At 55.9% G+C, this 22,384-nt stretch carries 23 protein-coding genes; 3 read left to right on the forward strand and 20 right to left on the reverse strand.

Annotated elements, in window-relative coordinates; genetic code table 11:
* Positions 1–7 precede the first annotated feature (7 nt).
* Positions 8–238 (forward strand): DUF1289 domain-containing protein, encoded by a 231-nt coding sequence (locus ACR3FB_RS10660; RefSeq protein ID WP_170639526.1) that lies wholly within the window; start codon positions 8–10, stop codon positions 236–238.
* 521 nt (positions 239–759) lie between these two features.
* Here ACR3FB_RS10660 and ACR3FB_RS10665 read toward each other — a convergent pair.
* Genes ACR3FB_RS10665 through dusA form a run of 3 tightly spaced genes read right to left on the reverse strand, consistent with a single transcriptional unit; the run spans position 760 to position 3,391 of the window.
* Positions 760–1,545 carry a hypothetical protein gene (locus ACR3FB_RS10665; protein ID WP_480563958.1) on the reverse strand — a complete coding sequence of 262 codons (786 nt, stop codon included), beginning with the start codon at positions 1,543–1,545 and terminating at the stop codon, positions 760–762.
* Positions 1,539–2,363 (reverse strand): sulfite exporter TauE/SafE family protein, encoded by an 825-nt coding sequence (locus ACR3FB_RS10670; protein ID WP_480563956.1) that lies wholly within the window; start codon positions 2,361–2,363, stop codon positions 1,539–1,541. The genes ACR3FB_RS10665 and ACR3FB_RS10670 overlap by 7 nt, the downstream gene beginning before the upstream one ends.
* 38 nt (positions 2,364–2,401) lie before the next feature.
* Positions 2,402–3,391 carry a tRNA dihydrouridine(20/20a) synthase DusA gene (gene dusA / locus ACR3FB_RS10675; protein ID WP_480563954.1) on the reverse strand — a complete coding sequence of 330 codons (990 nt, stop codon included), beginning with the start codon at positions 3,389–3,391 and terminating at the stop codon, positions 2,402–2,404.
* A gap of 75 nt (positions 3,392–3,466) precedes the next feature.
* On the opposite strand from dusA, the gene ACR3FB_RS10680 reads away from it, so the two are divergent.
* Positions 3,467–4,501, forward strand: a complete 1,035-nt coding sequence (locus ACR3FB_RS10680; RefSeq protein ID WP_480563952.1) for a tyrosine-type recombinase/integrase — start codon at positions 3,467–3,469, stop codon at positions 4,499–4,501.
* Between the two features lie 390 nt (positions 4,502–4,891).
* Here the strand turns inward: ACR3FB_RS10680 and ACR3FB_RS10685 are convergent, their stop codons facing one another.
* The 16 genes from ACR3FB_RS10685 to ACR3FB_RS10760 form a co-directional block, all read right to left on the reverse strand.
* Positions 4,892–6,526: a hypothetical protein gene (locus ACR3FB_RS10685; protein WP_480563948.1), complete on the reverse strand. Its 1,635-nt coding sequence runs from the start codon at positions 6,524–6,526 to the stop codon at positions 4,892–4,894.
* Positions 6,527–6,530: 4 nt separating this feature from the next.
* Entirely contained in the window at positions 6,531–7,499 is a 969-nt protein-coding gene (locus tag ACR3FB_RS10690) for a hypothetical protein (RefSeq protein ID WP_480565613.1), read from the reverse strand.
* A gap of 32 nt (positions 7,500–7,531) precedes the next feature.
* The gene (locus tag ACR3FB_RS10695; RefSeq protein ID WP_480563944.1) at positions 7,532–8,203 is read right to left on the reverse strand and encodes a hypothetical protein; all 672 of its coding nucleotides are present in this window, start codon (positions 8,201–8,203) and stop codon (positions 7,532–7,534) included.
* Complete coding sequence (locus tag ACR3FB_RS10700) at positions 8,203–8,652, reverse strand: hypothetical protein (RefSeq protein ID WP_480565615.1); 450 nt, start codon at positions 8,650–8,652, stop codon at positions 8,203–8,205. The genes ACR3FB_RS10695 and ACR3FB_RS10700 overlap by 1 nt, the downstream gene beginning before the upstream one ends.
* A gap of 160 nt (positions 8,653–8,812) precedes the next feature.
* On the reverse strand, positions 8,813–9,124 hold the full coding sequence (locus ACR3FB_RS10705) for a hypothetical protein (protein WP_480563940.1): 312 nt from the start codon (positions 9,122–9,124) through the stop codon (positions 8,813–8,815).
* A 210-nt stretch (positions 9,125–9,334) separates the two neighbouring features.
* A complete protein-coding gene (locus ACR3FB_RS10710; RefSeq protein ID WP_480563938.1) occupies positions 9,335–9,505 on the reverse strand; it encodes a sigma factor-like helix-turn-helix DNA-binding protein in 171 nt (56 codons plus the stop codon).
* A gap of 58 nt (positions 9,506–9,563) precedes the next feature.
* On the reverse strand, positions 9,564–10,604 hold the full coding sequence (locus ACR3FB_RS10715; protein WP_480563936.1) for an SU10 major capsid protein: 1,041 nt from the start codon (positions 10,602–10,604) through the stop codon (positions 9,564–9,566).
* A complete protein-coding gene (locus ACR3FB_RS10720; protein WP_480565617.1) occupies positions 10,604–11,569 on the reverse strand; it encodes a hypothetical protein in 966 nt (321 codons plus the stop codon). The genes ACR3FB_RS10715 and ACR3FB_RS10720 overlap by 1 nt, the downstream gene beginning before the upstream one ends.
* Before the next feature lie 11 nt (positions 11,570–11,580).
* Positions 11,581–13,626, reverse strand: coding sequence for a portal protein (locus ACR3FB_RS10725; RefSeq protein ID WP_480563932.1), 2,046 nt, complete (start codon positions 13,624–13,626; stop codon positions 11,581–11,583).
* Between the two features lies 1 nt (position 13,627).
* A complete protein-coding gene (locus ACR3FB_RS10730) occupies positions 13,628–14,905 on the reverse strand; it encodes a terminase large subunit domain-containing protein (RefSeq protein ID WP_480563930.1) in 1,278 nt (425 codons plus the stop codon).
* Complete coding sequence (locus ACR3FB_RS10735) at positions 14,895–15,053, reverse strand: hypothetical protein (protein WP_480565619.1); 159 nt, start codon at positions 15,051–15,053, stop codon at positions 14,895–14,897. Before ACR3FB_RS10735 ends, ACR3FB_RS10730 begins: the two co-directional genes overlap by 11 nt.
* A 669-nt stretch (positions 15,054–15,722) precedes the next feature.
* Positions 15,723–17,051 (reverse strand): AAA family ATPase, encoded by a 1,329-nt coding sequence (locus ACR3FB_RS10740; RefSeq protein ID WP_480563926.1) that lies wholly within the window; start codon positions 17,049–17,051, stop codon positions 15,723–15,725.
* Positions 17,048–17,311 (reverse strand): hypothetical protein, encoded by a 264-nt coding sequence (locus tag ACR3FB_RS10745; protein WP_480563924.1) that lies wholly within the window; start codon positions 17,309–17,311, stop codon positions 17,048–17,050. The genes ACR3FB_RS10740 and ACR3FB_RS10745 overlap by 4 nt, the downstream gene beginning before the upstream one ends.
* Before the next feature lie 830 nt (positions 17,312–18,141).
* On the reverse strand, positions 18,142–18,600 hold the full coding sequence (locus tag ACR3FB_RS10750; RefSeq protein WP_480563922.1) for a hypothetical protein: 459 nt from the start codon (positions 18,598–18,600) through the stop codon (positions 18,142–18,144).
* Positions 18,600–18,845 carry a hypothetical protein gene (locus ACR3FB_RS10755; RefSeq protein WP_480563920.1) on the reverse strand — a complete coding sequence of 82 codons (246 nt, stop codon included), beginning with the start codon at positions 18,843–18,845 and terminating at the stop codon, positions 18,600–18,602. The genes ACR3FB_RS10750 and ACR3FB_RS10755 overlap by 1 nt, the downstream gene beginning before the upstream one ends.
* Positions 18,842–19,096 (reverse strand): helix-turn-helix transcriptional regulator, encoded by a 255-nt coding sequence (locus ACR3FB_RS10760; RefSeq protein ID WP_480565621.1) that lies wholly within the window; start codon positions 19,094–19,096, stop codon positions 18,842–18,844. Before ACR3FB_RS10760 ends, ACR3FB_RS10755 begins: the two co-directional genes overlap by 4 nt.
* Before the next feature lie 487 nt (positions 19,097–19,583).
* Between ACR3FB_RS10760 and ACR3FB_RS10765 the strand changes: the two genes are divergently transcribed.
* Positions 19,584–21,641, forward strand: coding sequence for a CocE/NonD family hydrolase (locus ACR3FB_RS10765; RefSeq protein ID WP_480563918.1), 2,058 nt, complete (start codon positions 19,584–19,586; stop codon positions 21,639–21,641).
* Between the two features lie 32 nt (positions 21,642–21,673).
* Here ACR3FB_RS10765 and ACR3FB_RS10770 read toward each other — a convergent pair whose 3' ends face one another.
* Complete coding sequence (locus ACR3FB_RS10770; RefSeq protein ID WP_480563916.1) at positions 21,674–22,285, reverse strand: TetR/AcrR family transcriptional regulator; 612 nt, start codon at positions 22,283–22,285, stop codon at positions 21,674–21,676.
* Positions 22,286–22,384: the final 99 nt, after the last annotated feature.

Consider the following 22,384-nt stretch of genomic DNA (forward strand, 5'->3'; position numbering starts at 1 on the left):
ACCACGAATGACGAACATGGTTTGGCAGCGCGATGAGGTCGAAAGCCCCTGTGTACGAATCTGTGTTGTCCACCCGACAGAGCAGATTTGCACCGGCTGTTACCGCACCCTTGATGAGATCGCGCGCTGGTCCCGCATGGGCAGCAGCGAACGCGCCGAAATCATGGAGGCTCTGCCCGCCCGCAAACCACGCCTTGCCAAACGGCGCGGCGGACGTTCGGCCCGCCTGAAAAGCTAACCGCTCAGTCCACCGGGCTGGTTTCATCCTTTGATTTGTCACACCTGCCCGCCTGTCGGATCGCGAGTTCATCCTTGAACAGGTCAGAATATTCGGACCGGCTGGTTCTTGGATGTTTGGCAGACCGTTCCATCGTGGTGGCGACAGTCACGGGTTGCGCGTGATCCCGCAGCTTGGAAAAGCGTCGTAGAAAGCTTTTGAAAAACACTAAGAACCAATCAATTAAGTGTGCCTGCTGCGGGCCGGACGCACGCCTCAAAAAATGCGAGGCGAAAACCGGTTCCGTGAGTGAGTGGCGACCCGCAGCGGCACGGTCTGGCTAAAGAGTTTTCAGCCGGAACGAAGAAGAAAACGCCCTCAGTTGTATATTCATTGACTCAGCAATCAATAAACTTATCGCAAAATGACCCTACGTCATTTTTCGTGATAAGCCGGGTTTTGAAGCCCACAAGTTGCGAAACGGGCAGATGTGGGCGTGGTCTGCTGGGGTAATTCGGGGGAACCGTTTCCCCACCGAGACATCAGCGTGTTTCAATCCACTCCGCGACGCCGTTTGCGCATTCGGGGCGGAAATAGGCAATCATACGTCCATCCGGACCCGCGGTCGCCTCATCTGGCCATGGCGCAACGCCATGCAGGCAATGGCGGTGCAGCAGATAGGCTTCGCCAGGTTTGGCAGGCAATTCGATCCTTGGGCAGGTCTCGAACACCTCGCGGCGGGTCGCTTGATAGATATCGGTGATGTCGACCTTGCTCAGATCGGTCTGGGACTGATCCGCGAAAGCCGCTCTGAAGGCCTCGCCCATTGGGATATGACTACCTTCCCACAACACCATGGGCGAGGCATCGGGGCTGGCTTCCGACAGGGGAATGCCCAAAATCCACGCATGCGGTTCATCCACGCGGCGGCGACGATCCGGGCCCATAGGCCGCAACCCGTCCACATGCGCCGCGTCGCGATTGCGCCGGTAGCGCCCGGCGGCCTCGCTTTCGCCTTTTCGAGGGCGAGGATACCCCGGATAGATGATCGACACCTGCCCCGGATGCAACGGCAAGCTGCCCAGATGCGCGGCGATGAAATCCATGGCCATCCCGGACAGCGGTTTTGACGACCCAACCTGTCCAAATTCATCGTTGGGCAAGGCATCGACGCCAATGAACCACGTGCCCTCACAATCCAGCCATTCGGCATGCTCAGGCGCCGTGATCGACTGCTGAGCGGCGGGCAAAACCTGCCCAACCCATTCGGCCAGAGCCGGGTCGAACGGAAATTTGACCCAACCCTTCGCCCAGAAATCCTCTACCATCCCAAAGCCTTCCGCAGCATGTTCAGAGCGACCAGTGTCAGGAACAGCGCAAAGACCCTCTTGAGTGGCTTCGGATCCATCGCATGAGCGAGTTTAACGCCCCACGGGGCGGTGATCATCGTCATCGCGACTACTATCCCGAAGGCCACCAGGTTCACGGCCCCGATCGTCAGCGGAGGCCTGTGTTCAGGAGCGATCTCCAGAAAGAGAAAACCAAGTACAGATGGCACGGCAATGATCACTCCGAACCCTGCGGCCGTTGCCACGGCGCGGTGGATGGGCGTGTTGTAAAGGCTCATAAGAGGGACGCCGAAACTGCCGCCTCCGATCCCCATCAGCACCGATAGGAACCCGACGGATGGGGATAGAACCGCGCGCTTGATCCCCTTTGGCATCGCATCCCCCAAGCGCCATTCCGAACGGCCAAAGCCCAGATATGCACCAATCAACATGCCCAGAACGCCGAACAGCGCCTGCAAGGCCTCAGTCCGCAGGGCCGAGGCGACCAGCACGCCGACAATCGCCCCAACGACAATACCCGGCCCCCATCCGCGCAGGATCTCCCAATCGACTGCGCCCTTCTTGTTGTGGGCCAGCACCGACCGGATCGAGGTTACGATGATCGTCGCCAACGAGGTCGCCAGACACAGCTGCATCAACTGCGGCCCACCATATCCAAGCGTTTGGAACGCATAGAAAAACGCGGGCACAAGCACGATGCCTCCGCCGACGCCAAGCAGCCCCGCCAGAACGCCCGCAAGTGCGCCAATTACAAGCAAAAGGCCCAGCATCTGGGCCAGCAACATCGTCTCGGGCATCTTCCCCCCAAACCGGTCATAGACCAGGCTTCATTTGTTCAAACCTCGGCCAGAGGCGCCACGTGATCGAGCGCCTTCAGCATCACTTCGGGCCCTGCCCCATCCTGCACCGCCCCTTCCGACAGCGCGCGCCGCCAGGCCCGTGCGCCAGGGCGACCGGCAAAGAGGCCAAGCATATGCCGCGTGATCTGGTGCAAACGCCCTCCGTTGACAAGGTGCTGCTCGATATAGGGCACCATTTGCCGGGCCACTTCGATCGGGTCCCGAGCGCTGCCGCTTTGGTAAATCCGCATATCCGCTTCGGAGAGGATGTCCGAAGGCTGGTGATAGGCCGCCCGTCCAATCATCACCCCGTCCAGCCCGGCCTCCAGATGCGTCTGCGCCTCGTCCAACGAGGTGATGCCGCCATTGATCGAAATGTGAAGATCCGCAAAATCGGCCTTCATCTGATGTACGAGATCATAGTCCAGCGGAGGGATATCGCGGTTCTCTTTCGGGCTGAGGCCTTGCAGCCACGCCTTGCGCGCATGGATCGTCACCCGTCGGCACCCGGCTTGCTGTATCTTGTCCAGAAAGTTCGGCAGCACGTCGCGCGGTTCCTGATCGTCCACGCCAATCCGGCATTTTACGGTCACATCGACCGAGACGGCCTCACCCATGGCGGCCACGCAATCGGCGACCCGCGCGGGGTCTTTCATCAACACAGCCCCAAACGTGCCCGATTGCACCCGGTCCGAGGGGCAGCCGCAATTCAGATTGATCTCATCATACCCTGCCTCGGCTCCAAGTCGCGCGGCCCGCGCCAGTTCCTCGGGGTCCGAGCCACCAAGCTGCAGCGCAACGGGATGTTCCTGTGGGCTGAAGTCCAACAGATGCAACGCCCCACCCCGCACCAGCGCGGGCGCGGTGACCATCTCGGTGTAAAGCAGCGTCTGCTCACTCAGCAGCCGATGCAGAAACCGGCAATGGCGGTCGGTCCAATCCATCATCGGCGCAATAGATAGTTTAGCGTGTTGATTTAGCTGCATTTTTCTAAGCCTTGATGTACCAAAATATTACCATTATATACTCTGACATAACATTTTTTGGTACAGGTTTGGTACATGGCGACGATCACAGAACGGGGTAATTCCTATATGGTCAGAGTACGCAAGAAGGGCGTTACAAAGACCGCTAGCTTTAACAGCCGCAAGGCTGCTGAGAATTGGGCTAGAGCCATTGAACGTCAGATAGAGCGCAGCGCAGCGGGACTAAAGCAAGACGTTTCAAAACTCACGCTTGGGGTGCTTATTGAAGAATACAGAAAGGAAGTCAAACCACTCAAACCGTGGGGTCGCAGCAAAGAGGCTTCCTTGAATATGCTGTCAGATCGTTTAGGCAATCAGCCGTTACGAAACCTGACAAAAACAGTCATGTTAGACCACGCCAAGTCAAGGAAAGCGGAAGGCGCTGGCCCTGCTACTGTGTCGCCTGAGATTAGCTATTTGGGCGCTGTTCTGAAATATGGCTCGGCAGTCAAAGACTATGACATTGACTTGACTGCGTTTGAGGAAGCGCGCACCAACATGAAAACGCTAGGGCTGATAGGACGCAGCAAGCACCGGAAGCGTATGGCTAAGCCTGATGAGATTGAGCGGCTGAAAGCATACTTTGACAGCAACAAACGCATCAAAGTGCCTATGTCAGATATTGTCGATTTCGCTCTAGAAACCAGCCTGCGTATGAGTGAGATTTTAGGGCTTAGGTGGGCTGACTACGACGCCCAAGGACGCACGGTAATGGTGCGTGATCGAAAGCACCCAGACGACGACGAAAGACACGACGACCTAGTAGCGCTGCTTGGCTCAGCACCTGCCATAATCAATCGCCAACCTAGAACGGATGAACGGATTTTTCCCTACACGCGGGTCGCTACAACAGCCAACTTCACGCGGGCTGTCGCCAAGCTTGAGATTGATGATTTGCACTTCCACGATCTGCGCCACACGGCGATCACTGACTTGCTGCGCCGTGGGTATGTGTGGGCTGAGATAATGACGCTGAGCGGCCACAGAGACGCCAACATGATCAGTCGATACACTCACCCGACTGCACAGAGCATTCACGAAAAAGGCGGCGCTAGGGGCTTTGGGCAATAGTCCCCCATCATAGGGGACGCTCTAGCAGCACATGAGTTGCTTTCCAGCCATGCGGCTTTAGTCGCCGCTCAAACCCTCTACGCCCTGTCAGTGTCAGCTTTTTTGCGCCTAGCTTGCGGGCGTTGTCGGCGGCTATCTCAGTTAGCGCGTTGATTTCCTCAAAAAGCCCACCCGCTAGAAAACAGTGATAGCTAGACCAGTTACCAAACTGGCGTAGCTCCATGATGACAAAGGAATTTTCTAGCGGGTAGAAGTGCAGCTTCCCAGACAGTACCGCTTGCACAATCTGATCGAAGCTGTGGGAGGAATCCGCGTACCCTAACGCCGCCTCTATCTGAGGTTTGTACCTAAGAAGCGTCTCAGTGAGACTTTCAGGCGGCGTGACTACGTTCATCGGCCAAACAGTGCGTTGTACCCAGCGGCGGCGGCTCCTGCCCCTGCTGCCGTGGCTGGTGCGCTACCTACGCCAGCAGCAATGAGGCGCGCAGCGGTGCCGCTATCGCCTGTCTGACGCGCTGTCAGGTAGTTCATGGTGTCCATGACCTGCGCCAGTTCGCTGTCGTCCTGCCCGTTGGCGTAGCGGCGGTGCGTCTTGGCGTAGTTGTTGCTGAACGTCTGCGCGTTGATGATACCACCGGGATCAACAGCCCTGCCACGTTGCAGAGACTTGATGATGCCGTATTTCTGGCGCGCTAGCTTTAGCTCTACCGCTGCCCCCGGCCTGACTTCCTCTGCAACTGCTACAATCGCGTCATTCAGCGAGTTACGCACCGCTGAGTAAGCAGAACCAAGCTCATAGTTGCCTGCATCAAACGCAGCCTTAGAGCGGCGTTGCAGTATGTTCATGAGCGACGTAGTTGCCTGAGCGTCTAGGTTGCCATCCTCGCCTAGCTTCTGGATATCCTTAGCCAGCTTGGCTAGCTGAGACTGTCCAGTAGGTCCGATTTCCTCGGCCATTTCTGACACGTCGTCAATGATGGTCGCAGACGGGATAGGCTCGTCCAGTTCGTCAATGTTCTCTTTGAACACCGCTTGCGTATCAGCCAACAAGTCACCAAGGCGGCGCGGTGTCAGCGTGTCTACGTTGGGTTCGTCCAGAATGTCACCGATATAGCTTGTGAAGGCTTGGCGGTGATCGTCACGCGCAAAGCGGCTGATGCCCGGTATGTCGCTGCCCCTGATACCAGTGCCAGTGATATTGGTACTTGCTACCAAGTCCTCTGTGTCACGGATACGGTTAGCAATTGCGAGTTGTTCAGCGCTGGTAGCCTCTAGCGCCATACGCTCGCCCGGTGTCAAACGAAAACCCAATTGCTCAGCGCGGCTAGGCTCAATAAAGCCCCTAAGCTCGCGCTCAGTTCTGGTGAACTCTGGGTCAGGATTTCTAGCGGCGTTCACGCTATCAGCGCGTGGTCTGCCTCTGACAGTGTTCACGACGTTCTGCCCGATGTTCAAACCCCGCTGCGTAGCTCTTGTGACGCCCTTTGTAACGACGTTAGCAGCCCCGCCGATGCCTGCCCCTATCGCTGCCCCTGTAAGCGGGTCGTCAGGGTTCCTAGCGGCCCCTAGAGCGGCGTCTAGGGCCATAGCACCGCGAATAGTCCGCGCTGGCGCTCCTAGGGCTAGTTCTGGAAGCATTTCACCAGCAAAGCTAGCGACGGGCTGTCCCTCTCTCAGCGCTTCTTGGCGTGGGTCGTTCTCAGTACGGATTTCACGCGCAAGCTCGGTAGCGTCAACGCCGCTAACGCCTTGCATGGCGTTTAGACCCTGCCTCACCAAGGCACCGCCGGGCATGAGGTTGAGCAAGTCAAAGTTTGGCCCGCTCTCGCCTACCTGTAGACCACCTGCCAGTAGCTCAGTACCACCAGCGCCTAAGTCCCGCGTACCTTCAACTGCGCTGCGCCCAAAAGCCTCAGCCGGTCCTGCCTTTGCGGCGCGGTACACGTCCTCTGGTACTTCGGTCCACGTAGTATCCTCAGTGCGCTTGATGACAAAGCGACCGTCTTTTGTGCGTCCGGTTTCCATTGGCTTAGTCCCTCACTACCTCGTCGTTAGGTACGCCGCCGCCCGACTGCCACGGTTGAACAACGTACTGGTCAGGGTTCTCTAGCGCCCATCCTCCCCCACTTTGGGGGAAGCGCTGGTTAATCCGGTCAATGGTCTGCTGCGCTTTGTCGATTGCGCCTTGAACCGTCCCGGCGTCCTCATCGTTTCTTCGCGTGTACTGCTTCAACGTCTCATTCCAGCGTCTACGCGGCTGATCTGTAAACGTTGGGTAGGACTGACGCAGTTGCTCAAGCACCGCTGGCGGCGGCTCTGCCTCCCCGTACACTTTGTTCTTGTATTCAAAGAACAGTTGGTCGTCGATTTCGCTCAACTCAAACATCAGGGCGTTACGTTCTTCTGGCGACAAGACACCGCCAACCCTGCCTTGCTCTTGCAGCTTCTGCGCAATCTCAATAGCGCGGTTACGCATCGCAATGTTGTTGTTGATTGGTGCTACCGCGCTTTCTAGGGCGTTTTGAGTAGCCCAGAACGTGTCGTCAGCCTCACGCCACTGGTTAGCGGTGATCACGTCTTGATCAGCTTGACGGTCTAGCTCGTTCTGTTCAGCGGTGAAGTTTTGGCTGTTCTCTTGCCGCTTGTCTGCGCCTGCCTGAGTGATTTGGGTACGGTTGGTAGCGCCTTCCTCACCCAGAATAGCGCGATCCATTGCGGCGGCGTTGTTCGTGTTGGCAAGCTGCAACGCCTCAAAGAAGTCACGGCTACTGGCGGCGTCGTCAAAGCCGATTTCTGCAAACCGATCAGGGTCAAGCAGACCGCCTGCCATCAGCGCGCGGCGCTTGTCGTCAATACCCGCATCGTCAGGCAGTTCGTCCAGAATGCTTTTGGCTTTCTGTCCTTGGCGCTCTTTGAACTTGGGTATAGCCCAACCGTGCGCGGCTGCTTGGGTAGCAAGCCCCGCCCCAAGGATGCCTAGTAAAACTGGTGCTACCATTGTCTATCCTCCAAGTCCCCCACTGAGGGGGATCACTTAATCCCGATGTCGAACCCTGCGCTTTGCGCGTCACCAAAGCTCTCGCTTCTGGTCGTGTCAGAACCAAACCCGATGCTTTCTTGACTGCTGAGAATGGTTGGATCACCAAGCAAGCCTTGCAGCCCTTGCAGCATCCCAAAGTTTCCAGTGATTGCGTTGCCTAGTGCCTGACTACCACCAGCAATAGCGCCTAAGTTGGCGTCGATTGCCTGACGGTTAGCGTTGGCAATGATATCGCCATAACCGCGCGTGTAAGCGTCACCGATTTCACCCGCTAACGCTGCCTCAGTTACGCCGTGACGTGATCCACCGAAGGCACCAGCGGCGGCGGCGTTGTCGCCCAACGTGTTCAGCCCTTTTTGATGTATCTCATCCAGACCAGAGCGCAGCCCTGTAAGCTGTGCGTTCACAACTTGCTCGGTGTTACCTAGAGCGCCTAAGTTGTTCACAGCACCTGCCCCAACTGCATCAGTGACGTTGGCGATGTTGTCAAAGGCAGGGCTTTCATTCGAATACTGCCCCATCGCCATGCTTCGCAGACTGTCTAGAAACGGTGCTTGGCTCGGATCAATGAACGTGCCGCCGCTTGCGCTGCTAAAGTCAAACGCATCCCGGTTAGTGTAGCTATAAGTGTTGTCCTCGGATGCTTTACCGCCGATCGACATTACAAGTACCTCTCTAGCTTGAAGTTTCCGTAGGTTTCGTAGTCACCAGCGGCGGCGCTGCTACACAGTGACAAGCGGAACAATTTGTCAGTTCCGATAGCGTTGGCTGGCACCTGCTGATAGCGGCGCATTGCAAAATACTGACCGTTAACGCTAGGGACCATGCCGCCTCGTGCTGGATGGAAACCGTTGGGGATAGGGTCAGCACACGTGGGGATAGCGGTGCTAAAGCCAGTGTCACCTTTGGGCGTATCGTACAGAACGCCGCCTACAAAGGCTTCGATAACGTCGTAGTACAGGACGTACTGACCAGCAGGCGCATTGGCTACGCCTACCTCTAGCACGGCGCTAGGCCCGGTCAGACGGTACTGCCCGCCGCCTTGGTCCGTTGCGCCTGTTCCTAAAGTGAATGCGGCTGTCAGTTCGACGGTTGCGCGACGGTTAGGCACAAGAGCCTGTCCCGGTCTGCGTACCGCTGAAATAACGCGCTGTCTGTGTCGTATCATCTGCATTAGCTGGGTTTCCTCGGCGGCTTCTTGGGAACAATCAACTGCCCCGGCCTACGCACAATGGTTGCGGGCGTCTGCTTGAGGGGCGTTAGCTTTCCCATCACTCCACACTCTGCAACTGCTCTACGGCCTTTGCGTACACATCGTCTTTGTACGCTTGGCTGTAAGTCGGTAGCCCCATGAACGTGCTGAGAAACCACGTATCGCCCTCAACCAGCACGTAAGACCCGTTTAGGTTCTCAGCTACCGAGTAGTCGGGACCGTTGGCAGACGAATACGGCCCGCTAGTAACTTGCGAAAACCTGATATCGTTAAACGCCGCTACTGCGTCGGCCCCCTCGGCCTCAAGCTTTGCCAGCTTCGGGTAAAACCCGTGGTGCGGGTCTCTACCGATATCTAACTTACCGGGCATTTTAGCGCCTCCTGTACTTGGCTAGTTCGCCAGTTAGAATTTCCTTTTTCATCGCCTCAGAGCGCTCTAGGCGGTTCTTTGACTTGAGCGCTGGGTTACGCTTGGCGATGGCGTCGAAGTCCTTCTGCGGCACCTGTACGCCCTCGTTGAAAGCGCTCTTGGTCGTGGCTCTACCGCCTCTGGCTACGTATGGTGCTGCTAACTTCGCCATTATGTTTTTCTCCAAGTGACCCCGGTTTGTATTTTACAAACAGCGCCTTGAGTTATGCCGAAAAGGTCGCCTATTTCTTTCTGCGTCCATCCATCCCAATCGCCGTACTTTATGTCATGCACTTCTTCTTCTGTTAGCTTGCGCTGACCGCGCTTGTATTCGCCCTCCATAGTGTCCCCCCAGACTATGTGGGCTAGCTCCCCCAAGATGGGGGAACTAGCTTAGCGCTTAGGTCGTCACTGCGGCTTCTGGATTGATATCCAGAAGGACACGGCCCGCGTCCCGGTTCAGAGCGCATACGGTGCCGTTGGCGTGCATCAGACGCTTATCGGCAAGTCCGGTTTTCGCCAGTTCATCGACGGTATAGCCAGTCAACCAGCTGATATCGACGTACATGGGGTCGATCACATACACCGCCGCTGCAATGTCGGTTCCTACGTCTTGGTAGGTCAGTTGCAGACGGTTTGCGATCATGTCCAGCGTGACGCCAAAATCAGTGATGAACACGTTGACCGAACCCATTGCCTCGGCAGCGCCGCCTTTGCCTACGCCAACCGTTTCGCGGGTCAGAGTGGCGATGCGGCTGGACGACGTGAACATGTACTCGCTGAGTGCGCGGATCACAGACGGAACCGACATGATCACATTCGGGTTTGAGCCATCTTCCCAAGCTGCCTGACACGCATCGCGTACCAGCGTCTCAGTCAACGGTGTGCGCGTACCGGGCGTAATGCCGGTCCATACGCCAGCAGCAAAGCCGCCGCCTGTTGCGCCTGAGCCTGTATCTACCTGGGTCAACTGGCAAGCCAAACCAGCGGGAACACCGGGCGTTACCCCGTCGCCGCTGTCTGCGGTGTTGCCCTGCAAGCCAAGAAAGTTAGCTTCATAGTTGCGGCGCAGTTCCTTTTGGCGCTGCATGACCTGATAGCCCAGCGATGCGATATTGCCGATGCTGTTGGCGTCCTGCGCAGCCTGAGACACCTTGACTTCTTTAGTCAAAATGCCGGTGTGGTTGCCCAGACGTGTACCGAGTTTGCTGTCGTCTTTGTCGCTGTCCGCACCGTCAGCAACCCAGCCACCCGCAGCAGGATCGGACAGTTTGTCCTCTACCCACTCATGGTAGTGGTTTTCGGCGGTGCTTGAACCGACCAGATCAGTGAATGGAAGCGGATAGTCTGAGATATCCCAGATAGCGTCCATTACGTCCTCGTGGATCGTGCCGTTGAAGTCTACGGACGCAAAGTCCTGATGTGTTGAAGGATTAGGCATTATCGTTTGGCCTCATGTAAGATGGCGTTAGCAGCGCGGGCCTTGTCTTGTGGTCTCGCGCTCTTACGCCCGGTTGCGATTGTCTCGGCCATGTTTGACTGTCGGCGCTTCTTACCCTGCGGCTTGTGGGGCTTCGGCGGGTCTTGCGTCGGCTCAAAGTCCATGAGCTTTTGCAGTTGTCGCTTAGTCTGGATTGCGTCCTTGATGGCTAGCGCAATGCGATGGTCGCGTATCACTAGCTCATTCGGACGGAACCCAAACGCCTCCATGTGCGTTGCCGCTTCTGAGCGGAACGTATCAAGCTGCGCCTTGTCCTGTAGCTCTGGCATGACTTGCAGCATCATCTGACGCTCTCGCGCCTCTGTTTCTGCTGTCCGCTGCTGTAGCTTCTGGATGGTTTGCGGGTTGAGTTTGCCTTTCAGATCACTCATGACCTCTTGAAGCAGTTGCATGTTCTGCAACGTCGCGCTCTCGCGCTCACTAATCGCGGTCTCACGTTTCACGATCTCTCGCGTGGCCGCTTCTTGGCTCTGAATGCGGTCTTTGACCTCACCCAAAGTCAAGGTTTCACCCTCTTGGGTAGTAATCTGCACACTGTCGTACAGCTTTTTTGGCGTTGTCCCTAGCCGCTCAGCTAGTTCCTTTACCGATAGGTCGCTGACGTCCCCTCCTTGCGCCGGGATGGTGGCTGTTCCATCGTCGGGGACGCCAGCAGAGCCGCCGCTGTCAGTGGATGAACCGGCGGTTTCTTGTTGGCTCGGTCGCTGGTCCCCCTCAGTGGGGGACGTGCTGTTTTGCAGAAGGTCATTTACTGCTGCCAGCCTGTCTTGCTGGCTTTGGCGACCCTTGCTCCGGCCCTTTTTCGATTTCGAAGTAGAGGCTTCGGTAGGCTGCGCGGCTTCCGTTGATTTCGTTTCTGAGCTTCTCGGCTGAGGCTGCGTCTCCGCAAGTAAGCCACTGTTCATAGAACTCTCGTTCATGCTGTTCCTCTATCTTCTTGATTGTTGTCAGCGCGTCTCTCAGCGCCGTTAAGTGCGATGCGTTCACGGGTCTCCCCTTCCATCTGGACGCGCTCTAGGTCGATCACGCCTTTTGCGGTTATTTCCGCTTCTTTGACTTCTGCGCTGAGACGGTCTGACCAGTATTTGTAGGCAAGCTCGTCTTGGCTCTCTTTTGCCGCCTGTTGCAGCTTGCGCATTTCAAGCTGGTAGATTGCCTGCTGAATTTGCTGCTGCGCTTGTTGCTGCGCCTGCTGGCTCTGCTGGTTGCGCTGCGCGGCTTGCTTGGCGGCTTTTGAATTTGGGTTGATTGAGTAGTTATCTGGCTCATCTAGGCCAGCCATCACCGCCCAATCGTGGATCGTGTTATAGATCGTATTCACGTCGGCAAGCACACCGTTCATGCCCTGCCCGATTGCGCTCATCTGGATTTGCAGCATTTGCGACAAGGTACGCTGAATGTGTGTGCGCTCACCTGCGCTCATGCCAGCCTTGACGTTGCAACGCACACGCTGCGGCCATTGCGTAGGATCAATCTGCACCCAATCGCCATTGAACTTGAGGCTGAGCGGCGCGTTGGAATACTTGCGCATGTAATGGTGCATGAGCAGGTAAGCGGGACGGATCAAGGTCTCTGCTAGGTTGCGGGCCATGAACGACACAAGCAACTCACGCTGCCCGTACTGGCGCTCAATACCGTAGGCGGTCTCGCCCACTAGCTGAGCGTCTGCGCTCATCATATCCAGCGCAGCACCGCCGCGCTCTGTCCGCATCTTGTCTTGGTACGTTAGAGCGTTGAGAATGCTACCGCCTATGTCAGCCTCATCTACTCTGAGCGGTGGTCTGTTCGGGTCTTTGGTCTTGATGACCTTGCTACCGTTTATGAAGTCACGGAAGTCAACGGCCATAGGATCAGCGACCCAGCGTCCGCCGCTCATGTAGCCTATGTTGTCCATCCAGTGACGCAGTAGATAGGTCTTATAAACCTGCGTCTGTTGCAGGTGATCGAATAGGCTTTCGCCCTGAATGCGGTGACTGCTGATAAACGCTGTCCCGATTGCGTAGGGCGTCACGTCTACTTCCTCATAGTCAAGCACATAGCCGCCTGCACCGCCTGCGTAGAGGATGCGCAAGCGCTCTGAGATACCGTCACCGTCAATGTCGTAGCGTAGATAGACCTCGTAACACTCAATCACCTGCTGATCTTCTGATTGAGCAAGGTGCGGTGTCTGGTTTGACTTGTTCCGCTTACGCTCAACCAACTGCTGAGCGTCAGTCACATAGCGTAGCTGCGCTACCTCGGCCTTATCGAAACCCATTTCGACCAGATCAGAGCGTGTGTAGTAAAGGCGCTCAGCTAGGAAGCGCAGTTTCTGCACGTCCGACGTAGTGGCGTTGGCCTCATAGATGATGTTGTCAATCGGCACTGCATCAAACCGGAATTGACGGTTTGTAGTCGTGACCTTGATACGCTTACCGACTAGCTCACGGGTCTCTTGCGGGGATCGTGGCTGTAACAACGCTGCAATCTGTTCAGGTGGCAGCGGCTCAGGTTCTCCCCCATCAGAGGGGGGCAGTTCAGTGTTGATGTACCTAACGTCTACCTCATCGTCGGTATAGATTTTGACTGCGGCGTTGCGCATCAGCAGCGCGTCTTTGATTGCTTCCTCAAGCTCAATAAAGCCTTGGTTGCGTTCAATGATCACGTTGTTGACTGCGTTGCTCTCTGCCCGCGCGTTCTGTTCGTCCTGCTTGCCGTTGCTCTCGAAGGTGACAAGCGCGTCTGTGCTGAGCATAGGCGTTAGCTGCGCCAACACTGCATTGGTCATGTCTGCGACGTCAGTAGAGACGATAAAGTCCTCTGTACCGTCCTCGCCCGGTGCGGGCTTCTTGCCCTCGTAATAGTCCAGAGCGTTTTGCCGGTTCTGGTACGTCTCCGACTGTGTGCTGTTCTCGCCGTTCGCAATCTCGCTTTGGATCACGCTACGCAGTCGCTGCTCTTTCTTTGTCTGCTTAATAGCCATCTTAGAACCTCACACTTGCGCTGGGTGATCTGGAACGCGGGAAGCTGTCCCAGTTGACCATGTGGTCAGGGCGTCCAGTCGCGTAGGTTTGGATTGCGTCAACGTAGTGGCTGGACCAGTCGTGAACCGGGCTTAGCTTCACTACGCGCTTTGTTTCGTCGTACTCGGCGCGGTAGGAAAAACACGCCTCAACTGTCGTGCCGCATTCTTCCTTGTCGAACCAACAGTGAGGCAGCAGCGCCCGCACCTGTTCAATGCCCTCATGCTTTGACTTGACGCGCGGCGCTATACGGACGTTGTGGCCCATATTCCGCACGACCTGTTCACGGGTCATACCGCTAGTCAGTTCATGCTGCACCGCGTCGTGTGGCATGATGACCGTATCAATCTCGAATGGTAGCGATTTCCAATCGTTCACAACGTCTGGCAGCTTGGTCTCTGCATACGCCTTGGTTGTCAGAAAGCGATGCTCTGTCCCGACTGGCTGTATGAAGTGGCAGACCATCAAGTCAGACCAGCCAAGGTCCATAGCGCAGTAGATGGGCGCTGTAGCCTCATACTTTATGCTGGTGATCTGACCGCGCGCGTCCAGCGCCATCATTTCTTTGGAGTAGTAAGCGCCCCTGATGGCTGCATTGAATGAGCAAAGCAGTTCTTGCTCATACTCTGACTGGCTCATTTCCCGCTGCATCGCCTTGACTTCACGAGTAGGCAATACGTTGGTGTCATTGATTGAAAGCAGCGTTGCGTCCCAATCTGGATCGTTGCTTGTGTCGGCGTAGCTGAACAAGTCAAACAGCAGGTTATGCCTACCTGCTGGCGTACCCATCAACACCGCTGTACCAAGACGATCTGACAACGCTGGACGGATGACTTGCGACCACGCTGCCGATGGTATTTGCGCGCACTCATCAAGTACGGCGTGATCAATGTAGATACCGCGCAGCGAATTATACGTTTCAGCGCCAAGCAATTGGATGCGTGAACCGTTGAGGAAGTCAGCGCGCAGTTCTTGCTCATTGAACGACACGCCGGGGATGCCACGGCAGAACGTCTTGAGCATGTCATATGCGATACGTTTTGCCTGCTTAAATGTCGGTGCGATGTAGTAGCCGCGCCAATCGTTGCGCTTTGTAGTCAACGCTTTGATTAGCAGTTCACACACCGCCAGCCACGTCTTGCCAAAGCGCCGATGCAGAACACGGCACTGGAAGCGCGCCGCTGAGTTATACAGCGACAACTGCTCAGGTCTGAAGTTGACTTGAAGCTCAATCCCCATCTTGGTCCCCCACGATAGGGGCTGTGGTGCCGATGGTTACGGTGATTTCACCGTCTACTGCTACGTTAGCGTCTACGGCTTTGAGCTTTGGGAAAATGTAAGGCAGAAGCTCAAGGGCAATACCGTCTTTTTCCTTACCGTCGTCCATACCGTTAAACCGCTCAGCCAAGTAGGTGAACGGGTTACAGTTAAGAGCCTTTGCTATGTCTGATGCAGACTGCCTACGACGGTTTGCCATGTCATACCATTTTAAGGTTAAGCCGTTGATTTCTCAGAAAACGGCTTGCCCTAGCGTGGCTGTCGCGCAAGCGGAAATGTCCTCGTAATTAGTAGCACAAAACGAGAACATAGTCAAGGGGAACAGAAGGTGAACAAAACTCTACCTATGGTGGTGCAGACCAGTTAGCACAGTGCTTAAAACTAGAATCGACGGAGAGGCCGAAAATAGCCCGATACAGCGCCTCTAGCCTCGCCGGGTGTCTCGGTGCCGAAAATGCTCGAACCCGCCCCACAGCGATTGATTTTGCGCCACTGCGCGCGCCCTCGAAACCTGACCTTGGTAGACCCCGCCTGCTACCTAGTTCGATTTGCCCTGCTACGCGCTCCGCAGTAGCCCTAAAGGACACTGCGTAGCAGGTTTTTGCTAACCGGTTAGCAGCACCGGGTAGCAGAAATTTCAGCAGCGTGGTCAAAAATCTGATCATATTGACAGTCTAGCACATCCATCCTGATTTGTCAAGCAAAAACATACACTTAGATTGGGTCTGCTACCCGGTTGCTAACCGGTTAGCAACTAGGTAGCAACCGGGTAGCAGCACTATTCTGACCTCCCCCACTTGAGGGGATCAACAGGCCAAACACCCTCTTTTGGCATACGTTTGTTGTTCTTAATCAAAGGACGCCCATCCGAACCATCAAACGGTACTTTCATCAGGTCATCTGCAAGCATTTCATGGAACACATTCTCAACAAGAGCGAAGCTATACGGACCCAAGAATGAGCGCCGGTCTGCCAGCTTTGGGAAGTAGGTAGTCGCGTTCTTCGAAGCCGACGCTACCTCATCACGAGTGGCAAGCGAAAACAGCGTCTGTACGATGTGTTCACGGACAGATTTTTGCTGCTCATGCTTCACCGCTTCTACAAACTCTTCCTCTACCGTCTCAACGCCGCCATCACGCAGCACAAACGTCTCAGGATTTGGCTTCTTGCCATAGCTCAGCTTCTTGACTGAGAGCCTGACCATGCCGTCTGACACTTCCTCAAGGAACCAGCGTGACCTTGCCTTAGCGGAAAAGTAACGCGACCCGCCGTATTCGCTGTCTGCTGACTTCGCAGGGTGTCCGATAAACACGACGCCGATGCTGTATTGACGCGCCAAGCGTCTGATACGCTGCATAAATTCACGCACTTTGTTCGTATCGACCTCGTTTTCAGCGTAAGCGTCAAGCATAGGGTCAATGACAAGCAAGTCATAATCCCGATTATCAAGCTCATCTAGCAAAGCGTTGTAGAACGGCGTCTCTTTGACTGAGTTTTCATGCGTTTTGCTGTCCCTGACCCACTGAAAAAACTGTATTTCCTCTAAGGTCATGTCCTCACAGACAAAATTGTTCGCTAACTTGCCCCATTCTTCCTCAGTCAAACCAAGTTTCTCGGCTAGAACCATCACGCGCTTAGTCAAAACACTCTCGCTGTCCTCGCCCGCTAGGAAAAACACCCTCTGAGGCGTAGTTTTGACGCCGAAAATGGGTCTACCTACAGCTAGCATCATGCAAATCAGCATCATGACCGTAGTTTTGCCTTTACCGTCCTCACCAAAGAAGGTCGTGACCTCGCCTCTTGGTATCCAACCCTGAAAAACCCAAGGGATAGGCGGCGCTTTCTCGGCTCTGCTACGCCAATCGCGCCGCTTGCCAAAGGCTGAGCGTAGCTCTGTCTGTTTCTGGCGTGATTTACGGCGTTCCTCACGCTCTAAAACCTCTTGAGCGCGTAGCTGTCGCAGCATCGCCGGGATGAAACGCGCCTGTACCTCTGGGTCTTTGACTGCTGCCTCGGGTAGGATGCTGAACAGATCGCTTAAAGACTTGTCGCTGTCGTGTTCTGTGCCGCCGACTATCTCAAACGGGTCAAATTTATCGTCGCTCATGCTGCCAACCCCCGCACGTAGTCAAGCACGGCGTCTTTGACTTCATAGTTTAAGACCTCAGTGTCACCACCGGCCCGTTCTGTGATCCAGTAGTTGCGCGCTTTGTCTCTGTAGAACCGTTTCAATATGTCGGCCTCAAGCTCTCTCGCCTTTTGTCCACACGAAAGCTCTGTTTGAAACAAAACACCTTCCAGTTTTGTCTCTGTGGGTAGCAGCTTGAAGCGCTTTTCTAACGGGATCGTGGTTAGCCCTACTTTCACATACTGCCTGCCACAGTGAGAAAGCTGCACAACGTACAGTGTCGCTGGCTTACCGTACCTGATGCCCGCAACCGCCTTGCAGCCGCACGTCTCACATACAATGTTGCCGCGCCTGAACGTGGTGGATGCGTTGTTGAAGTTGGCGTAGCTCTTGTTAGTCCCGCAAGTCACGCACTCAAGAGTAATGCGGTTGCGCGGTCCCGCCCAATGGGTTGCATCTAATTGAAACGCGCCGCCTGACAGGTACAGTATTTCATTGTCATAGTAGCGGTGATCGAACCGACTACGCCGACCCAGCGCCCGCTTGTTGATGTGGTTGCGGTCTGAGTTGCTGCGCTGCCTACTGCAAGGGTCACACAAAGTTGTCTTACGCCCTTTTGCTAACGACTTAATCCAGTCACCGATTGACCTATGTACGGTAGTCCCACAGTCGGTACACTCGCTCTTGTAGGCAGCAACAGACGTCTTTGCAGTGTTAAGGCGAGAGAATGAAAGGGTGTCTAGCAAGGCGTCAGAAGCACCAGCGCGTCTAAGCCTCTCTGCGTAGTAACTCTCTGGCTTGCGCGGTACGCCGTATGGGTTCATCGGACATTTCCTTTTTGTTATTGCGACGCATTTGCAAAAACACGCCGCTATTGTCCCCTCTGTTGGGGGATTTCAGGCTTTTCTGTTTGAGGCGGTGCCGCGCAGGTAGACCATGTATAGATTGACCGCCGCAACAGGCACCAACCAAGACAGAGCTATCATCGCTAGCGCTATGGAAACGCCGACCAAGCCACTAGAGAAAAGCGCTAGGCTAAGCAGCAGTATCACCAGACAAAAGTACACCATCACTCAGCGCCCTTAATGCTGTCGATTTTCTGGTGCGCCCGCGCTGCCTTACCGTCGATTGTGCGGGCAAAGTCCCAGATATCGTTTACGGACTTGATAATCTCCATAAGCGCCGCTGGCACCGCCTTGGGGTCGCTCTCTGTATGCTCTGGGATCAGCCCCGCCTCTACCAGCGTGTGAATGATCCGAAAGCGGAACATAGTGTTCCCGTCTACGGAGTTGTCTAAGTTCTTAAAGCGGTCATCAAACGCTTTCACCATGAGGTTGAGCGCCTTTTCTAGCTTGTTGATACGCTCATCCTGCATAGCGCGGTCATCCTCTAGCTGTAGGATACGCAACCGTAGCTGCGCCTCTGTGCCGTGTAAGAGCGTCTTGCCGAACTCAGTAGCCTCAAAGCCCTGCGGCGGTGCCTGTTCCGCTATGCCAAATACGATTTCATCTAGGATTGATTGCTGCATCAGTGCTTTTCCTTTGCGGGGGTTGAGAGTGACAGAACAGCATCGCGCAGCTTACCCATGTCCTCAGACATGAGCCGCTGATTGTTGCTCAGGGTGTTGTCGTTCTTGGCTAGGTCTACGTTGTCTTGAGCGACCTTCTGCACCGCGCTCGTAAGGGCCTGAATTTGCCCCTGCTGGTACATGATGATTTCTTTGAGGTCGTCTAAGTCAGCGTCTTTCAGCATGTCTACGTTAGGCGCACTCATAGCCGCGCACCGTTTACAGCGGGCTTCACGTAGTTGAACTGGCTGTTAATCCAAGCGTCGATATCTTTTTTCAGGTAGCGAACTCGCCCGACGTTCCGTACTTCTCCGTCGCTCCGAGTGTAGGGGCTGTTACCCTTGAAGTACGGCGGGCCTTCACCGCGACAAGCTAGGTTAGCAAGGTGCTGCGGGGTGCAGCCAATGTATGCAGCGGCCTCGTTCCGCGACATAGTTTCTTTGTCTGCAATAGACATAGCATTTCACCGCCCCCAATGTGGGGGACTACAGACCGCCTAAGTCTGTGGCGTAACCGGATTTTTGATAAAGCAGGGCGGCAATACCTGCATCAGCTTTCTCACAACCCCTTGAGTATACTACATTAAATTTGATTTGTCAACCCCCAATTTTAGCTAACATATTGACAAATAAGGATTTTCTTGCGTCCCCCACCCTAGGGGCGGAAAATCGCGTACCAAATTACTGGCAATGACGCCAAGTAAGTAATTGTTTTTTAACGAAAGTCTTACCGATCCATCATAGGGGCCACGCTCAAACGCGCTGCTCGGTCCAAGTTCTTCACGTTATTCTCTGTCACCTGACAAATCCCGGTCTGTGCCTGCGTGTGGCTATCACAGCGGAACGGCAAACTTGAGTCACATTTTGCGGCCCGAAGCCTCCTATTCGCTTGCGCGCTGAACGGGTTGTGCGTTTCATACGACCAAACGCGGCGACGCGACACAGGTGCATGAGAGAAACACAAGCCAAAACAACAGGAAGGACCCGGCAATGAATAGCGTAGAGGTGATCGAAACCATCTGGATTCCGATGCCCGACGGCACGCAATTAGCCGCGCGTCTGTGGTTGCCACCCAATGCGCGCGAGAATCCTGTCCCCTGTCTGCTAGAGTACATCCCCTATCGTCGCCGAGATCGCACGCGTTTGCGCGATGAAACCATGCATCCGCGCTTTGCCGAGGCGGGCTATGCCTCGATCCGGGTGGATATCCGCGGCAACGGCGATAGTGGTGGGCTGGCCGAGGATGAATACTCGCACCAGGAAACACAGGACGGCGTTGATGTCATCGCGTGGCTGGCCGAACAGCCTTGGTGCGACGGCAATGTCGGTATGTTCGGCAAAAGCTGGGGGGCCTACAACTCATTTCAGGTGGCCGCTAAACGCCCCCCTGCACTGAAAGCCATCGCGCCGGTGATGGGTTGCGACGACCGCTGGCGCGAAGATATCCACTTCTACGGCGGCGTGCTGGCTGGTGACAATTTCTGGTGGGGGTCGATCATGCAATTGCTGAACGCCTTCCCGCCCGACCCTGAAATTGTAGGCGAGGATAAGTGGCGCGACCTCTGGCGTGAACGGCTTGAGGCGATGGAGTTCTGGCCCGCCATGTGGCTGGAACATCAGACCCATGACGAGATGTGGCGACGTGGCTCGATCTGCGAGGACTATGACGCACTCAATGTGCCCGTCTACTATTTCGGCGGCTGGGCCGATCTGTATCGCGACACACCGTTCCGGATCTCGCAACACCTGAACGTGCCGGTCAAGGTGATGATGGGCCCGTGGTCTCACCTCTACCCGCATGAGGGCAAACCGACTCCTCAGGTCGATTTCGTCGCCGAGGTATTACGGTTCTGGGACTATTGGCTGAAGGGGATCGACACCGGGATCGAGGAGGAGCCACCTCTGCAACTGTACATGATGGACAGCATGCGCCCCGCTGGAACGCAAACACACCGCCCCGGGCGCTGGGTCGAGGAGCCCAGCTGGCCCTCGCCCAATGTGTCGAACGAGACCTATTGGCTGAACGCGGGGTCGCTGGACGCTCAGGCGCAAACAGGCGCGCCGATGCAGATCACCTCGCCGCAGACGTTCGGCTCGGCCGGTGGGGTCATGTGTTCTTTCGGTATTCCGGGCGATTTGCCTCTGGATTGTCGGATCGACGCGGCCGGGGCGATGGTGTTCCGCACAGACAAGCTGGAGTCATCGTTGGACATTCTGGGCCAACCTGAAGTCGCGCTGCGGGTCAGTGTCGACCAGCCTCAGGCCTTTGTCGCTGCCCTGCTGATCGATGAAGCCCCCGACGGCGCACAAACCCTGATTTCACGTGGGTTCTTCAACCTGATGCACCGCGACAGTGACACAAAACCTACCCCGGTCGTGCCCGGAGAAGAGATGGATATCTCGATCCAGCTACACGCCATCGGTTACAACGTACCTGTCGGTCACCGGATCATGGTGCAGCTTGCGACCGCCTATTGGCCCATCTTGTGGCCCGCCCCGAATCCAGTTTGCGCGACTGTCGTGCCCGGCTCCTCGGCCTTGTCGTTGCCCGTTCGCACCAATGCGCCGGATGCGTCGACCCCTCGGGACCTTCCGGTTCCTGCCCCGGGTTCGGTACCCGAGACCTCGACCAGAGGTCAGGGCGGATCCGAGACGACGCTGACACGGGACACCCACACCGGCAGACTGACGGAGCGCGTCTTCATCGGCGGCGGCGTCATGGGACCGTCGTCAAAGAAGGTGCTCGAAACAGGGACCGAGATTTCCGACACGTCCGAGCGGATTTACTCCATCCTGCCCGATGATCCCCTATCCGCGGTCGCGACCATGCGGCAAGAAACCCGCTTTGAGCGTGGAGACTGGGATGCGCGTATCAAGACCTGGTCTCAGCAGACGGCCACGGCAAGTGATTTCGTGCTGAACGCCACGGTCGAATGCTGGGACGGAGACACGCTGTTCTTCAAAACGGAATGGAATCACGTGATCCCGCGCAACGGCATGTAGGGGCGGGTTTGTCCGCCCTATGGCGCTAAACGCTACGCGGTGCCCGGGCCGTATCTGCGCATCATCATCTCGACGCTGTTGTTGATTGTGTCCGCCATTTCCTCATGGCTGAGAACCGTGCCTGAGAACAACAGCGGCCAGAACGCCCGCGCCTTGATCAGGCCGATGAATTCGCGCCCAGCCTGTTCGGGGTCGTCGATCTTCAGTTGCCCGTCTGCGGCGGCTTCCCGCAGCATGTCGATGAACGAGGCCGTCTTGTCCAACTTGCCCTGCGCTTGTTCAGCCAAGGTAGGGTTGCGCAGGATTTCGCTGATCACCATGCGGGACATGGCCATCACATCCGGCAGCATCAGAATGCGCCCCTCGGCCCAGGCCAGTTCAGTCAGTTGTTCATGAACATCGCGCCCTTTTTCGTACCTAATCTCAAGCACTTCCGCAAAGCGACTGGACAGTTCCGTCACGATTGAGCGGAACAGATTTTCCTTGCTTTCGAAATACTTATAGAGCGTCCGCTTGGACACCTCGGCCTGACGTGAAATTCGATCCATGCTGGCCGCCGCGAACCCCTTTTCCTGGAATTCGGCCACAGCAGCTTCGATGATCTGTGCATATTTGGACGCATTGGGCGCGCTGATCTCATTCATTCCATTGCTATAGACCCATTGACAGCATCGGGTCAAACACTAGGTAAACGCGGGAGTTTACAGGCGCGACTTTCTGTGCGACATGTAAACCCGCAAGTT

The organism is Ruegeria sp. AO1, from assembly GCF_056535985.1.